Source organism: Zhouia amylolytica AD3, assembly GCF_000511935.2.
GTDB classification, from domain to species: Bacteria; Bacteroidota; Bacteroidia; order Flavobacteriales; family Flavobacteriaceae; genus Zhouia; species Zhouia amylolytica.
Map to the genome: position 1 here is coordinate 560734 of NZ_AYXY01000023.1, position 15388 is coordinate 576121.

At 36.2% G+C, this 15388-nt stretch carries 14 protein-coding genes; 11 read left to right on the forward strand and 3 right to left on the reverse strand.

Annotation, left to right across the window (positions count from 1 at the left end; genetic code table 11):
• Positions 1 to 45: 45 nt before the first annotated feature.
• The gene (locus P278_RS13260; protein WP_038267671.1) at positions 46 to 636 is read left to right on the forward strand and encodes a carboxymuconolactone decarboxylase family protein; all 591 of its coding nucleotides are present in this window, start codon (positions 46 to 48) and stop codon (positions 634 to 636) included.
• A 1-nt stretch (position 637) separates the two neighbouring features.
• Here the strand turns inward: P278_RS13260 and P278_RS13265 are convergent, their stop codons facing one another.
• The 3 genes from P278_RS13265 to P278_RS13275 form a co-directional block, all read right to left on the reverse strand.
• Positions 638 to 1558, reverse strand: a complete 921-nt coding sequence (locus P278_RS13265; protein WP_038267672.1) for an alpha/beta hydrolase — start codon at positions 1556 to 1558, stop codon at positions 638 to 640.
• A gap of 8 nt (positions 1559 to 1566) precedes the next feature.
• Complete coding sequence (gene rsmI, locus P278_RS13270; RefSeq protein WP_038267675.1) at positions 1567 to 2241, reverse strand: 16S rRNA (cytidine(1402)-2'-O)-methyltransferase; 675 nt, start codon at positions 2239 to 2241, stop codon at positions 1567 to 1569.
• An 80-nt stretch (positions 2242 to 2321) separates the two neighbouring features.
• Positions 2322 to 3017: a hypothetical protein gene (locus tag P278_RS13275; protein WP_038267677.1), complete on the reverse strand. Its 696-nt coding sequence runs from the start codon at positions 3015 to 3017 to the stop codon at positions 2322 to 2324.
• Positions 3018 to 3230: 213 nt separating this feature from the next.
• Here P278_RS13275 and P278_RS13280 point away from each other — a divergent pair, with 213 nt between their 5' ends.
• The 10 genes from P278_RS13280 to P278_RS13330 all read left to right on the forward strand — a co-directional run bounded on the left by P278_RS13280 (position 3231) and on the right by P278_RS13330 (position 15301).
• Complete coding sequence (locus tag P278_RS13280; protein WP_038267682.1) at positions 3231 to 3887, forward strand: thymidine kinase; 657 nt, start codon at positions 3231 to 3233, stop codon at positions 3885 to 3887.
• Entirely contained in the window at positions 3880 to 4989 is a 1110-nt protein-coding gene (alr, locus tag P278_RS13285) for an alanine racemase (RefSeq protein ID WP_038267685.1), read from the forward strand. The genes P278_RS13280 and alr overlap by 8 nt, the downstream gene beginning before the upstream one ends.
• Before the next feature lie 68 nt (positions 4990 to 5057).
• Positions 5058 to 5474: a large-conductance mechanosensitive channel protein MscL gene (gene mscL / locus P278_RS13290; RefSeq protein ID WP_038267687.1), complete on the forward strand. Its 417-nt coding sequence runs from the start codon at positions 5058 to 5060 to the stop codon at positions 5472 to 5474.
• A 221-nt stretch (positions 5475 to 5695) separates the two neighbouring features.
• Positions 5696 to 6682, forward strand: coding sequence for an aspartate-semialdehyde dehydrogenase (locus P278_RS13295; RefSeq protein ID WP_038267690.1), 987 nt, complete (start codon positions 5696 to 5698; stop codon positions 6680 to 6682).
• Positions 6683 to 6836: 154 nt separating this feature from the next.
• The gene (locus P278_RS13300; RefSeq protein WP_038267692.1) at positions 6837 to 8993 is read left to right on the forward strand and encodes a prolyl oligopeptidase family serine peptidase; all 2157 of its coding nucleotides are present in this window, start codon (positions 6837 to 6839) and stop codon (positions 8991 to 8993) included.
• 842 nt (positions 8994 to 9835) lie between these two features.
• The gene (locus P278_RS13310) at positions 9836 to 10444 is read left to right on the forward strand and encodes an intradiol ring-cleavage dioxygenase (RefSeq protein WP_200909619.1); all 609 of its coding nucleotides are present in this window, start codon (positions 9836 to 9838) and stop codon (positions 10442 to 10444) included.
• 490 nt (positions 10445 to 10934) lie between these two features.
• Positions 10935 to 12962 (forward strand): tetratricopeptide repeat-containing sensor histidine kinase, encoded by a 2028-nt coding sequence (locus P278_RS13315; RefSeq protein WP_235444297.1) that lies wholly within the window; start codon positions 10935 to 10937, stop codon positions 12960 to 12962.
• A 9-nt stretch (positions 12963 to 12971) separates the two neighbouring features.
• Positions 12972 to 13709, forward strand: a complete 738-nt coding sequence (locus tag P278_RS13320) for a LytR/AlgR family response regulator transcription factor (RefSeq protein ID WP_038267703.1) — start codon at positions 12972 to 12974, stop codon at positions 13707 to 13709.
• A gap of 131 nt (positions 13710 to 13840) precedes the next feature.
• Positions 13841 to 14407 carry a hypothetical protein gene (locus P278_RS13325; RefSeq protein ID WP_038267705.1) on the forward strand — a complete coding sequence of 189 codons (567 nt, stop codon included), beginning with the start codon at positions 13841 to 13843 and terminating at the stop codon, positions 14405 to 14407.
• A 204-nt stretch (positions 14408 to 14611) separates the two neighbouring features.
• On the forward strand, positions 14612 to 15301 hold the full coding sequence (locus tag P278_RS13330) for a LipL32 family surface lipoprotein (protein WP_038267708.1): 690 nt from the start codon (positions 14612 to 14614) through the stop codon (positions 15299 to 15301).
• Positions 15302 to 15388 lie beyond the last annotated feature (87 nt).

Below are 15388 nucleotides of genomic sequence, written 5' to 3' on the forward strand. Positions count from 1 at the left end.
AATTGTAAATTCAAAAATACAGATTAATTAACGAATAGAAATATTATGCCTTTAGTAAATCCACTGCCTCCTGAACACGATCCTGAGACCAAAGAATTGGCGGATTTTTTTAATGAAACCTTAGGGTTTTGTCCGAACTCGGTTTTAACCATGCAAATCAGGCCTGAAATCGCCAGGGCTTTTATTAATTTGAACAAGGCTGTCATGAATAATAAAGGCAGGGTCACCTCCTCGCTTAAAAGAATGATTGCCTGGGTTAGTAGCAACGCAACGGGGTGTCGATATTGTCAGGCACATGCAATCAGAGCTGCAGAACGTTATGGAGCGGAACAGGAAAAGCTGGATCATATATGGGATTATAAAACTCATCCGGCCTTTTCGGATGGTGAACGTGCAGCTTTAGACTTTTCGCTGGCTGCTTCCGTTATTCCAAATGCTGTTGATGAATCGATTAAAAAAGAGCTTCATCGCCATTGGGATGAAGGCGAAATTGTAGAAATGTTAGGAGTAATTTCATTATTTGGCTATTTAAACCGCTGGAATGACAGTATGGGTACTACGCTAGAGGAAGGGGCTATTGAAAGCGGGAATCAATATTTAGGAAAACACGGTTGGGAAGTAGGAAAACATCAGTAGGTTATTGAGTTTGAATCCATTCATAGAAACGTTCTATCCAGGTGCTCAAATGCGGATTTTTTTGGGCTAATCCAAATCCATGACCTCCCTTGGGGTAGATATGCATTTCGGCAAGTACCTCCTTTGCTATCAGGGATTCATAAAAAACAAGACTGTTTTCTACGGGCACAGCCTTATCATCTGAAGCATGTACTATAAAGGAAGGAGGCGTATCTTTGGTTACCTGTAATTCGGGCGAATAGAAATCAATTGTCTGTTTGCCTGGTGATTCCCCCAACAGATTCCTGACAGAACCGGCATGTTTAAATGATGATTGCATAGTGATAACCGGATAAATCAAAGCTACAAAGTTTGGTTTTGCGCTCTGGGTATCCGTTGCATCCTGAGGTTCATAGAAATTCGTATCATGGTGTACCGCCAAGGTCGCTGTAAGGTGTCCGCCTGCCGAAAACCCAATTACCCCTACGCCATTTTCATTGATATTCCATTTTTTAGCATTAGCACGAACCATTCTGACAGTTCTTTGAAGATCTTGTATTGCTACTTTTTCGTTCTCTTTTACTGATTTTGAAGTGGGTAGTCTGTATTTCAGCACAAAAGCTGCTACTCCTCTTTTTTGAAGCCATTTTGCTACTTTGGTTCCTTCGAGATCATAAGCAACTCCTTTATAGCCTCCTCCCGGACAAATAACAACAGCATCAGTAGCATCATAGGTGTTTTCGGGCAAGAATACTTCTACAGTAGGCACCTGAACTTTTTCAATCCACCTATCAGGTCTGCGCTCTACCAGTTCTTCTTCGTTGGTTGCAATTTTATTTGGTATGGGATCTCTCCAAATCGGCATACCTCTCTCCTGAGCATTCAATAGACATGTTCCGAATATGATCGCATAAAGGCTAAAAATAAAGAAGCTACTTCTCATTGAGTTATTTATTTACCATTACCGCCAACCACCATTACAATTTCTCCTTTAGGAGGTTTGGCTTCATAATGTTTTAATACTTCTGTTATCGTTCCGCGAATTGTTTCTTCATGAAGTTTGGTTATTTCACGTGAAACTGAAACGGACCTGTCTTCTCCGAAATATTGAGCGAATTCTTTTAAGGTTTTAAGGAGTTTATAGGGAGACACATAAAAAATCATGGTTCGGGTTTCGTCTGCCAGTAACTTTAACCGTGTCTGTCGGCCTTTTTTGTCAGGCAGGAATCCTTCAAAAACAAATTTATCATTAGGGAGTCCGCTATTCACCAAAGCAGGCACAAAAGCTGTCGCACCCGGAAGGCAATCTACTTCTACATTGTTTTCAATACACGCTCTACTCAGTAAAAATCCGGGATCTGAAATAGCAGGAGTACCTGCATCACTGATAAGGGCAATCGTTTCTCCTGCCAACATTCTTTTGACCAAGGCATCAACCGTTTTATGCTCGTTATGCATATGGTGGCTTTGCATTGGAGTGTTGATATCAAAATGCTTAAGGAGTTTACCACTGGTACGGGTATCTTCTGCAAGAATTGTATCTACCTCTTTTAACACCTTTATAGCTCTGAGGGTGATGTCTTCTAGATTCCCTATTGGTGTTGGAACCAGGTATAGTTTTCCCATAGTAATTAATTATTCCTGTAAAAATAAAGAGCCGAAAGCTGGGATACAACTTTCGGCCAAGTATAAATATATTTTATCGTTTATGAAAACTTGCTTTCGACGATTTCAATGAATCGATCGGCAAAAACTTCTTTCCCTTCCCAGTTATTATAATCAGGCTTGACCATGTTTTCAACGAAATTTTGTGCTTCACTCCACTCTTGTATGGTGCTTAGCTGTGAAACCACTCTGTTGTAGTCTTCTGTACTTCCACCGAACAGGTGTTTAACAAAGGCCAATTTATCGTTTAGACCGATGTTCAGGCTGTTTGCTTTCAAGCGGTCGTTTAGGGACCTGCTTCTTGTTTCAGTTTTCTTTTTTACTTCTATGTCGGGGGAAATATGATCGGCTTCTGCCTTTATAAAGGTGGGTTGTGGAAAGACTCCTGAAAGGATATCATCTAATGATTCTTTTTCCGGCATTTCCTGTACCATCCCTTTTATGGTTTCGATACCCGGGATCATGAGGTCGTCTTCTCCTTCATGAGGGTTTGACTCAGGAACATGTCTGTTTTCATCGAGTACTGAGTTTGCTAAACCTTCAAATTTGTCAGCAACTTCTTGTCGGCTTGATGTTGGCTGAAATGAGCCTAGTTGCTCTTCCACAAATTTCAAAATGGTTAGTTTCTCGTAGATTTTGAGGACTTCATTGTGCAACGCACTTATATCTTGTTTTCCTTCGAGCTTTAAGATTCTTTGAGCTATGTTTACTAACTCAGCTTCCAATTTCTTCTTCATAACTTTTGCAATTTAAGCCTGACGGCTCGTTGGTTTTTTGATAAATTTGCCGTGAATAAATTAATTTATTATTTGTTAATTTGAAAACAGATAATTGCCATATAATTTTAGTCTTTCAATTTATGTATTTTTGAATCATAAAATTATGATGGTTTATCTAATTTTATATCCTAAGGAAACAGGATTACTTGTTTCCGTTCTGAAAAATACAAAATGTTTCTCGAAAATACGGTAAATCATAAAGAGCAATTTGGGTGGATTGAGGTAATTTGTGGTTCAATGTTCTCTGGAAAAACGGAGGAATTGATTCGCAGACTCAAACGAGCGAAGTTTGCAAAGCAAAAGGTAGAAATCTTCAAACCTGCGGTAGACGTAAGGTACGATGATGAAATGGTGGTGTCTCATGATGAAAATGAAATACGATCTACTCCCGTTCCTGCTGCGGCAAATATCAGATTGCTTGCCGATGGATGCGATGTTATTGGAATCGATGAAGCGCAATTTTTCGACGATGAAATAGTTTCTGTTTGCAATGACCTCGCCAATAAAGGCGTTCGTGTCATTGTTGCCGGCCTGGATATGGACTTTAAAGGCAACCCTTTTGGCCCGATGCCATATTTAATGGCCACAGCAGAATATGTGACTAAAGTACATGCTATTTGTACTCGCACCGGGAATCTGGCCAACTACAGTTTTAGAAAATCGAACAATGACAATCTAGTCTTATTGGGTGAAACTGAAGAATATGAACCTTTAAGCAGAGCAGCTTACTTTAAAGCAATGCTACAGGATAAGGTGAACCGCCTTGATGTTCGAGAGGCGGAAAACCTAACAACCGAAAAAGATACAGACAAAGAATCTAATGCATAAAGCTAATGAAACTGTTCTGGAGATCAACTTAACATCGCTGGAACATAATTTACGTTATCTGCGTTCTAAAATAGAACCAAGCACAAAGCTCATGGCTGTGGTAAAGGCCTATGCATATGGTAATGATTCTTGTGAGATAGCAAAATTCCTGGAATCCAAGGGTGTTGAATATTTTGCGGTGGCGTATGCTTATGAAGGAGTTGCCCTCAGAAAAGCAGGAATCACTACTCCTATTTTGGTTTTACATTCTATTCCAGCGCAATTTGAAGAAATTATTGAATTCCATTTAGAACCGAACCTTTACAACAAAAAAGTGTTGGAAGAATTCATGTCATTGATGAAGCATAAAGGAATTCAAAACTACCCTATTCATCTTAAATTCAATACAGGCCTGAATAGACTGGGATTTGAAGCAAGAGACCTGAACTACCTCTATGATCAATTAGGACAGCAAAATCAACTTAACATAGTATCATTATTTTCTCATTTGGCTGCCTCTGAGGATTTGAGCGTAAAAGACTTTACCTTAAAACAGATTTCTAAATTCAAGGATATTACCGATAGGTTTATGAACCAATTTGGGTTTCATCCTTTATTACACATACTAAATACTTCAGGGATTCTCAACTATGCTGATATCGGACAATTCGATATGGTTCGTAGTGGCATAGGGCTATATGGCTATGGTAACGACCCCGATTATGACCAGGAACTAAAACCCATAGGAACCTTAAAAAGCATAATTTCACAAATACATACTGTTAACGAAGGTGATAGCGTTGGTTACAATATGGGATTCACCGCTACAAATACCACACGTATCGGGATCATTCCTGTAGGTCATGCAGATGGAATCGGAAGGCATTTTGGAAAACAAAAGGGCTTCCTTACCATCGGTTCAAAAAGAGCTCCTATAATCGGAAATGTTTGTATGGATATGTTGATGGTTGACTTAAACGGTATCGATTGTGAGGAAGGTGATGAAGTAATTGTTTTTGGCGGACCGGTGAGCGCTGAAGATTTTGCAAAAACAGGCAATACCATTTCTTATGAATTGATAACCGGGATCTCTCAACGAATTAAAAGAGTGATCATCAAATAAATGGTAGCTTTCGGAGTATCAAAAAAATTACTAAATTGATACTCATTATTAACCTAACCGATTTATATATGGGATTCTTTAAAGACTTTAAGTCGTTCTTGCTAAAGGGCGATATTGTTAATCTTGCTACGGCTGTTATTGTGGCCGGCGCCTTTGGGAAAATTGTTTCATCTTTCACCAAAGATATCTTAATGCCTCCAATTGGTCTTTTACTGGGCAACGTTAATTTTTCAGATCTTAAGTATGTACTTAAAGAGGCCGTTGTCGATGTCTCAGGGGAAGTTACCCAAGCGGCCGTTAGTATTAATTATGGATCTTTTATTCAGTTTATCATTGATTTTATAATCATTGGATTTGCCATATTCATAGTATTAAAGGCCTATGAGAAAACTAAAAAGAAGAAAGAAGAAGCACCCGTGGCTCCAAAAGGACCAACCCAGGAAGAGTTACTAACAGAAATCAGAGATTTATTAAAAGCTAAATAAGACGCGTAGCCGCTATGCTACTTATTCTAATGTTTCACTAAACCACCTTGGCATGAGGTGGTTCTTTTTTACTGTTTGTTATATTTACAACATTCTGTTATTTTTAATTTAAAGTTAATCAAGGGGTCTTGTACAGGTAAATTTTATATGTACATTTGCTGTATCATAATAAGCATATATATAAACAATATTAGTCTAAACAGACTTAAAGAGATTAACAAATGAAAGTAGCAGTAGTAGGCGCAACCGGTATGGTTGGTGAAGTTATGTTGAGGGTATTAGAAGAGCGTAACTTCCCATTTACAGAATTATTATTAGTAGCTTCTGAGCGTTCTGTTGGAAAAGAAATGGAATTTAAAGGTAAGACATATAGCATAATTGGATTACAAACTGCTGTAGAAGCGAAACCGGATATTGCTATTTTTTCTGCAGGTGGAGACACTTCTTTAGATTGGGCTCCGAAATTTGCCGAAGTAGGCACAACTGTTATCGACAATTCGTCAGCATGGCGTATGGACCCTACCAAAAAACTTGTGGTTCCTGAGATCAACGCAGAAAGCTTAACTAAAGAAGATAAAATTATTGCTAATCCGAATTGTTCTACTATTCAGATGGTATTGGCCCTATCCCCTCTCCATAAAACCTATGGTATTAACCGTGTGGTTGTTTCAACTTACCAATCTATTACAGGTACAGGTGTAAAAGCAGTTCGTCAGTTAGAAAATGAATATGCAGGTGTTAAAGACGAAATGGCTTATCCTTATCCAATTCACAGAAATGCTTTACCTCACTGTGATGTATTTGAAGATAATGGGTACACCAAAGAAGAAATGAAGTTAACAAGAGAAACTAAGAAAATACTTGATAACAATATTAATGTAACTGCTACCGCTGTTCGTATTCCAGTTGTAGGTGGACACAGTGAAGCCGTTAATATTGAGTTTGACAATGATTTCGAACTAGGAGAAGTGCGTCGTCTTTTAAGTGAAACTCCTGGAGTGACTGTACAAGACAACCCTGACACGAACACATATCCAATGCCGATTTATGCTGAAGGAAAAAATGATGTTTTTGTCGGTAGAATCAGAAGAGATGAATCTCAGCCAAACACATTAAATATGTGGATTGTTGCTGATAACTTACGTAAAGGAGCAGCTACCAATGCTGTTCAGATAGCTGAATATCTTATTGCCAATGATCTGATATAATCATATCAGCGACATTAAGTTGTTTTTTGTTTTAAACCCTTTCATCAGAAAGGGTTTTTTATTTCAGAGGGAATCGTTAAAACTATCTTAACACTAAAATCTTAAAATTGACATTTTTGTATATTCCCTTCGCAAAAACAACCTATTAACACATATGAAAAAGTCGCTCATTTTATTTGCATCTTCTTGTATGCTCATTTCCTGCAGCTCAGGAGAAAAGAAAGAAATATTGAAATATCCAATTACAAAAAAAGTAGATACCACTGATACATACTTCGGTACTGACGTGAAAGATCCTTACCGTTGGCTGGAAGACGACCGTTCTGAAGAAACGGCACAGTGGGTACAGGCAGAAAATGAAGTAACCTTTGGTTACCTTGAAAACATTCCCTATCGCGAAGCCTTAAAGCAACGTCTTGAGAAATTATGGAACTATGAAAGAGTATCAGCTCCTTTTAAAGAAGGTGATTATACGTACTTCTACAAAAACAATGGTTTACAAAATCAATCTGTCATATACCGTGAAAAGGATGGTGAGGAAGCAGAAGTGTTCCTGGACCCAAACACCTTTTCAGAAGATGGTACTACTTCCTTAGGAGGATTGAGCTTTTCTAAAGATGGTTCTTTAGCAGCTTACTCTATTTCTGAAGGAGGTAGCGACTGGAGAAAAATCATTGTGATCGATGCCGTTAAAAAGGAAATTATTGAAGACACACTCGTTGATGTGAAGTTCAGTGGTGTTTCGTGGAAAGGAAACGAAGGCTTTTACTACTCTAGTTACGACAAGCCTAAAGGCAGTGAATTATCGGCAAAAACCGATCAACATAAATTATATTATCACAAGCTAGGAACAGCTCAAAAAGACGACCAGGTAATCTTCGGGGCTACTCCGGAAGAGAAAAACAGGTATGTCGGTGGTTATGTAACTGAAGACGATCACTATTTGGTAATTTCTGCCTCTGTAGCCACATCGGGAAATAAATTATTTATCAAAGATCTTATGGATCCTGATGCGGAATTAATTACTATAACCGATAATTATGATTCAGATAGTGGCATCATAGAGAATGTTGGTTCTAAACTCTATATTTCTACCAACCTCGATGCCCCTAATAAGCGTATCGTTACAGTAGACGCTTCGAATCCTACTCCGGACAACTGGGAAGATTTTATACCTGAAACAGAAAACGTATTAAGCGTTTCTACCGGTAGTGGTTATTTCTTTGCAAAATATATGGTAGATGCTTTATCTAAAGTATTGCAATACGACTATGACGGTAAGCTAGTTCGTGAAATTGAACTACCAGGACTTGGTACTGCAGGTGGTTTTGGTGGTAAGAAGGAAGACACTACACTTTATTACTCATTCACGAACTACAGCACTCCAGGTAAGATATTAAAGTTTGATCCTGAAACAGGTGTTTCAGAAAACTATTGGAGTCCGAATATCGATTTTAACAGTGATGCTTATACTTCGGAGCAAGTGTTTTACACCTCTAAAGATGGCACTAAGGTTCCGATGATCATAACTTATAAAAAAGGTTTAGAAAAGAACGGAAAGAACCCAACAATGCTGTATGGCTACGGTGGATTTAACATTAGCCTTACCCCTTCCTTCAGTACTGCTATGGCAGTTTGGTTAGAGCAAGGTGGTATCTATGCGGTTCCTAACCTAAGAGGTGGTGGAGAGTACGGTAAAAAATGGCATGATGCGGGAACTAAAATGCAAAAGCAGAATGTTTTTGACGATTTTATCAGTGCCGGAGAGTTCTTAATTGAGCAAGGTTATACTTCTCCAGATTATCTATCTGTTCGTGGTGGATCTAACGGTGGGCTTTTAGTAGGAGCTACAATGACTCAGCGTCCTGACCTGATGAAGGTTGCCTTACCTGCTGTTGGGGTATTAGACATGTTACGTTACCATACATTTACTGCTGGTGCAGGATGGGCTTATGACTATGGAACTGCAGAAGACAACAAAGAAATGTTCGAATATCTGAAAGGGTATTCTCCGGTGCATAATGTAAAAGAGGGTACACAGTATCCTGCCACTATGATAACCACGGGAGACCATGATGATCGTGTGGTACCGGCACATAGCTTTAAGTTTGCTGCCGAACTACAAGAGAAGCAAAGCGGTGACAACCCGGTATTGATAAGAATTAATACTAATGCCGGGCACGGTGCAGGGAAGCCTACTTCAATGGTGATCGATGAGTATGCTGATATCTTCGGATTTACCTTGTATAATATGGGCTACAAGGAGCTTCCTAATCAAGCCATCCTTGACGAGGTAAAAGATACTATGTAATAATCAGATAGGTATACTATCTTATTTACAAAACAAAAAAACCCGCTGCCAATGGCAGCGGGTTTTTTTTGATCCTGTATTGATCAGCATGTCTTCAAATAATAATTCGCCAGAGGAAATAAATTCCGTAACAGGTCCGTAATAAAAAGGGTGAAGTTCAAATTCACTCCACGATGGATTCCGTAATAAATACGGAATGACAATTGGAATGACACTTTCTGGTTACACTCCACATTACATAGATTCTGCAATTAATTCGGAATGGCAAGGAGGTGGGATGATAAGGATTGAATTTGATTTCCTACATTGTAGGATTAAAAAATTTCGATTATTTTCGGAGTTTTCTATTTAAGAACCTAAATTAAAACTTAAGCAATGGGAAATATTTGGATCATAGCCATACCTCTTTTTTTAATTATCACTTTTCTTTTTTGGAGATTTACCCACACATATTTTAAAAATGAGGTTTACGGAGAAAAAATGTGGAAAAAGTTTGGATCCAAAGCCATTTATTGGCAAGGTACACTATTTGTCAGCGGTGGAATTACATACCTCATTCTATACCTTCTAAAAGTAAACGCTATTTTGACTTTTTAAGCAATGAAATCAAGAAGTGATTTTAATCTTCAAATTTCAATTTACTAAGAACAATTGATTCTGCAATAAATGCGGAATGACCATTGGAATGACACTTCCTGTTTGCACTCCACATTACATAGATTCCGCAACCAGTGCGGAATGACAGACGCTAGACTCTATTAATTCGTATCTTTTTCATTCCCTATAAATTTGTAACTTTATGTGAATAAAACCTTTAGATTATCAGAAAGTTACTTTATATATTGTTTTTCATTTCTACTGTTGGTTGTTCGCAAGATAAAATGACGCCACAACTTATCGGCGGCCCTTGCGAAGGGTGTGAAGCTGTATTTGAATATGCTGGCACTCGTCTTAATGCTACAGATACACTTCCTGATTTTAATAATGACGGTCCACGGTTAAGAGTATCGGGAACGGTTTACCTACCCGATGGAAAATCCCCGGCTAAAGATGTTATTTTATATGTCTACCATACTGATCAGGATGGTGTTTATCCTGCCAAGGGCACTGAAACAGGTTGGGGTAAAAGACATGGTTATATCCGCAGTTGGATTAAAACCAACAACAAAGGACAGTATACATTTTACACTTTAAAACCTGGGGTCTATCCAAATCGCTCAGCAGCTGCTCATATTCATTTAACCATTTTAGAACCTAATGGAAAATACTACTGGGTTGAAAACTACCTTTTCGAAGGTGATTCACTTTTAAAAGCAGCTGAAAAGGAACAATTAAATCCTCGGGGTGGTGGCTCAGGCATCCTTACACTTACCAAAGAAGGTGACCTCCTCGTTGGTAAAAGAGATCTTATACTAGGCAGAAATGTACCGGGATATAGCGATAAAGATTGATCTTACCTTATAAAAAAAGTGTTTTTTGCACTTCCTTTCTTTACTACAACTTTACAATTATACGCACATATTTTCTTACATTGCGCAATTAATTATTCCCTATTACAACAGAAGGGTACTTTTAAAATAAAATTGAGGCTTTAAGGTAGCAAATTAGCGGTAATTATTTATGCACTTATTGTCTTTTCATGGAAATGTAAACAATCGGAAATGAACAAAACCTATTATAAGACTATAACTATATAATTAATCAGAAAATATAAAGTAGTTCTAACCTATTCTAAAAAATCGGTAGATTCGCGCGTATTATTTCCAATGCCAAAGATCAAAAAATTGTATGATTTCAATTAACAAGTACATCTTCTATTTATTTGTTTACATATTTTTCGTAATTAATCTACAAGCTCAATCCAAAAAAATAGATAGTCTTAAAATTGAATTAGAAAATCACAAGACCAAAGATACTACACGGGCAAACATTTTATTCGATTTGGCATATGCTCACTTTCAAAGAGACATCAAGAAAACCAAATTATATCTTCAAGAATCTGAAGACTTGAATAACGCTTTAAATTACATAAAGGGCAAAGCACGTGTATTTTATTTGAAAGGAATACTGGAAAACTCAAGATTAAATTATTCAGAAAGTTTAAACTATTTTAAAAAATCACTAGACCATTATCAATCTATTCAATACAAAAAAGGAATCGCAGATATCTACATTGCTTTTGGCATCACAAATTATGATTTATCTCAATATGAAGAAGCTTTGGATAATTATAAAAAAGCTATTGATATTTATAAGGTTTTGGATAATAAAAAAGGGCTTGTTACCAGCCTGATCAACACGGCAAATATATATTCTGAAACGGGAAGGTACAAAAAAGCTATTGCTAGCTATAAAGAAGCATTAATTTTAAGTGAAGTTATTGATGACGAAGACGGTATTTCATTTGTTCACAGAAACTTAGGCGTTCTATATTCAAGACAAGGCAACTACCCCTTAGCTATAGAATATTATAACAAAAGTTTAGCCTATGATAAAAAAACAGGCGACACTTTAGGCATGGCAAAAAGACTTGATAATCTAGGAGAATCCTACACTTCAATAGGAAGACCCGACAAAGCTTTAGAATATCATGAAAAGGCCTTAACCTTTTTATCAAAAACAGGACACAAGACCCTTATAGCTGCAAACAATAGTAATGTTGGTAACATCTACCTAAAAAAAAGAGAATATACAAAGGCTCTTGAATATTTCGAAATGTCATTAAAAGCCAGCGAGGAGATAACTAATCTAAAACAAATTGCTATTTGCTATGCACAAATTGGAAATATTTATTTACTACAAAACGAACTGTTAATTGCACGAGACAACTATATAAAAGCGAAAGACATTAGTGAAAAAATAAATGACAACCGTATTCTATCCGCTAGTCTTTTAGGAATTGCTGAAACCTATCTATTTGTAAAACAGTATCAAAAAGCACTCTCATACGCCATAAAGGGTAATAAAATAGCAGGAGAACTTAAACTGTTAGAAAATCAAAAAAAAGCCTCAGGAATTCTCTCTCAAATTTATAAAAACATAGGTGATTACAAAAAGGCTCTCGTAAACTTTCAACAATACAAAATACTGAACGATAGTATTTTTAATAAAGAGAACATTGAAAAAATTGCCCAATTAGAATACGAATACAAGTATAAACAAGCCTTAGATTCTGCCAGTATTCGAGAATTAAAGCTCACAAAGACAGTGATGAACACTTCTCAAAACTTAAAAAGGTCACAACGTAATTTACTACTTGGCATTATCGGTTTTTTGGTTACGACATTAATATTAGTCGCGATCATTTTCTTTTTAAAACTTAGAAATGCGAAATCGAAAACCCAAAATGTAGTCATAGAACAAAAACTTTTGCGCTCGCAAATGACACCTCATTTTATATTTAATTCGCTTTCCGTTTTGCAAGGTATGATCTTGAATAGAGAACAGAAAAAATCGGTTTCCTATTTATCAAAATTTTCAAAATTGCTTCGCATTATTTTAGAAAATTCCAGAGACAGAACCGTGTTGCTCTCTCAAGAATTAATTGCTATTGAAAACTATTTAGCTCTTCAAAATTTAGAAAATGAAACCTATGTATATACCATTTCTGTAGAAGAAACCATAGATACCTCTCTATTTAAAATCCCTCCAATGCTTATTCAACCTTTTGTAGAAAACACCATAGAACACGCTTTTGTTAATAAGAAAGAAGGTAGAATAATCAAGATAAAACTTATCCTCTCTAACCAAGAATTAATTTGTATTATTACCGATAATGGTATTGGCATTGATTCTTTAAAGGTGAATAAAAATCAAAATAAAAAATCATTATCAACCACCATCACCTCCGAACGATTAAAAATACTATCAAAAGATTTTAAAAAGAAAGGTTCATTTACCGTCGAAGACAGAAAAAAATATAATGAGCAAGGCTCCATTGTTACATTGGTAATTCCTTATATAAAATAATATAACCCGGTGAAAGCATTATTAGTAGAAGACAAAGAATACATTAGAAAAGGTTTGCGCAATCTACTGCAACTACTAGATACTGAAATAACGGTACTGGGGGAATGCGAATCGGTAAAAGATGCAGTCATCGTTGCCAATGCTTGTGATCCTGAGTTGGTTTTTTTGGATATTAACCTCACCGATGGTACTGGTTTTGATTTTTTAGACCAAACAGAAAACCTCAACTTTAAAGTAATTTTTATAACCGCTTATGAAGAACATGCGCTTCGCGCTTTAAAAATTGGGGCGATAGACTATTTGCTAAAACCTGTTGATGTAGATGAATTGCAGAAAGCACTCCAAAAAGTAGTCCAACTCCCCTTAAATCAACAAAAAAATCAGCTGCGAGTTACTAAACAGGCATGGAATAATGATGATTCAAAGTTAATTTTATCATTGCATAACAGTTTCCAGGTGATTGATTTAAACGAATTACTTTTCTGCGAATCAGATAAAGGATATACCACTTTTTACTGTAATGACGACAAAAAACACGTAGTTTCAAAAACCTTAAAAGAATTTGAAGAACGTCTTTCTAACACTGATTTTATACGTACGCATCAATCGTTTATTGTCAACTTAAGGTATATAGACAAGTATGATAAATCAGGAGTCATTTACCTGAAAAACGGTAAAAAAATACCAGTATCTTCCCGAAAAAAAGAACAGTTTTTAACTACTTTTTTAAGTTGGACTAACAGTTAAACTATTACTCTTACGGATGTTTCATAAAACTCCTCACTTATTTGCTGTAATGCTTCGGAAATAGATTCTCTATTTCTAGGCATTTTTTTCCTATTTATTTTTGGTGGTATAAAACATAAAAAAACACCAACGTGAAAATATTTAAATTCATTGTAGGCGTAACAGAAGTTGTTTTGTTGATTTCCTGTGGAGGCTCAACTGGTAAAAAATTGCCAGACCAAAAAGGGTTTACCGTCATAGAAAAAGAACTTAAGAGCAAGTTTGGTGAAAACGCTTTTTATACAGATCTAACGATTACCTATGACGAATCGATAGGCAATATTATTAGTGTTGTTGTTTCTAAGAATCCCGAATCATTAAAAATGGAAGAATGGGATTCAACAGAAGGTACCTGGTTGCAAAGCTCAGAGATCTCTATAGAAGTGCCTAAGGGAAGTGAAGCTGCGGATTTTATGTTTCAGTTAAACAATACTATCTCCCTTTCAAAATTAGGTGAACTAGTGGAAAAATCAAGTAAGCAATTAACTGCCGAAAAGGCCATCAACGACCCTGTCTTAAGCATGGCATTTATCAAATTTCCAGAAAACGGTGATTCTAATAAAACAAAATATGTTGTGATATTGACTCCTCCTAACGGTGGCACAACTTTCACTTTTAGTTATAAGTTAAATGGAGATCTTATGGTAATGGATTATTAATCCCTACCCAATAATATACTCCATTTGTACACAAACATTAGAGCGTTTAAATCACAATTATAGGATAAATAACAACTTAAATATAGTAGTAACAATAAGTATAATGGTATTGATAATAATTGTTATGGGTGAATTTTAAGATTATCAAGTACTAACCATCTATTATGAAAAAACAATTCAATTAATTATAAAAAAAGAAACACTATGAATAAATTATTTAAAGGAATAGCAATCTTAGTCATTACTATTTTTTCAATTTCACACGCAGAGGCTCAAAAGCTTAAAAAATTTGGTAGCTCTACTGAGAAAAAAATAGGCCCGAAAACAGTTAGAGTACCTTACACAGATGTCGTGAGCTATTTAGGATATGCAGCCCAAGGCAATGAAGATGAGGTAAAGGATGGAAAAAAATTCTATTATATCTATATTTGGATTCCAGCGGCTGCACCTGAACTAGGTGTTCGTATGATATCGCCAGTTGATAAGATGAAAATTAAAGATGCCATTGAGTCGCAAGAATACCTTGATAATAAAGACTCAAAAGATTATTTTGATACTTACATTACACTTGAGCGTTCAAGCATTCTTAAAAAAGAGGATATTTCTACCGAAGCAGTAGCAAATGCTGAATGGGTTACTTTAGAAAAAAATGATGATAGCAGTGAGCTACCAAAAGACCCGAGAGGAAGAAAGTATAATTCTTTATTAAGATATAAGAGTAACGTAAGTGATCCATTAAAAGCACTAACAGTTGGTTTATACCGTGTAGGGTTTACAACTTATAAAAAAGGTGAGGTTTCGGGTACTTTCCTAGCTGAAGTAGCCGCTCCGGTTAAATTGCCCGGTGTACAAATGGCGAAAACAATTGATGCATTATTAGAGCAAATGAAATAGATAGTATAATTTACCCATAACATTTTGTATAAGCAATAGCAGGTGATGTATAAAATATCAAGGACTGTAGACAGTTTAATTTGAATT

Bases quoted from the DNA above. Each gene is read 5' to 3' on its own strand.
- alr (WP_038267685.1), top strand. From the start codon at position 3,880: ATGCATAAAGCTAATGAAACTGTTCTGGAGATCAACTTAACATCGCTG.
- rsmI (WP_038267675.1), bottom strand. From the start codon at position 2,241: ATGGGAAAACTATACCTGGTTCCAACACCAATAGGGAATCTAGAAGAC.
- P278_RS13330 (WP_038267708.1), top strand. From the start codon at position 14,612: ATGAATAAATTATTTAAAGGAATAGCAATCTTAGTCATTACTATTTTT.
- P278_RS13300 (WP_038267692.1), top strand. From the start codon at position 6,837: ATGAAAAAGTCGCTCATTTTATTTGCATCTTCTTGTATGCTCATTTCC.
- mscL (WP_038267687.1), top strand. From the start codon at position 5,058: ATGGGATTCTTTAAAGACTTTAAGTCGTTCTTGCTAAAGGGCGATATT.
- P278_RS13275 (WP_038267677.1), bottom strand. From the start codon at position 3,017: ATGAAGAAGAAATTGGAAGCTGAGTTAGTAAACATAGCTCAAAGAATC.
- P278_RS13280 (WP_038267682.1), top strand. From the start codon at position 3,231: ATGTTTCTCGAAAATACGGTAAATCATAAAGAGCAATTTGGGTGGATT.
- P278_RS13265 (WP_038267672.1), bottom strand. From the start codon at position 1,558: ATGAGAAGTAGCTTCTTTATTTTTAGCCTTTATGCGATCATATTCGGA.
- P278_RS13260 (WP_038267671.1), top strand. From the start codon at position 46: ATGCCTTTAGTAAATCCACTGCCTCCTGAACACGATCCTGAGACCAAA.
- P278_RS13295 (WP_038267690.1), top strand. From the start codon at position 5,696: ATGAAAGTAGCAGTAGTAGGCGCAACCGGTATGGTTGGTGAAGTTATG.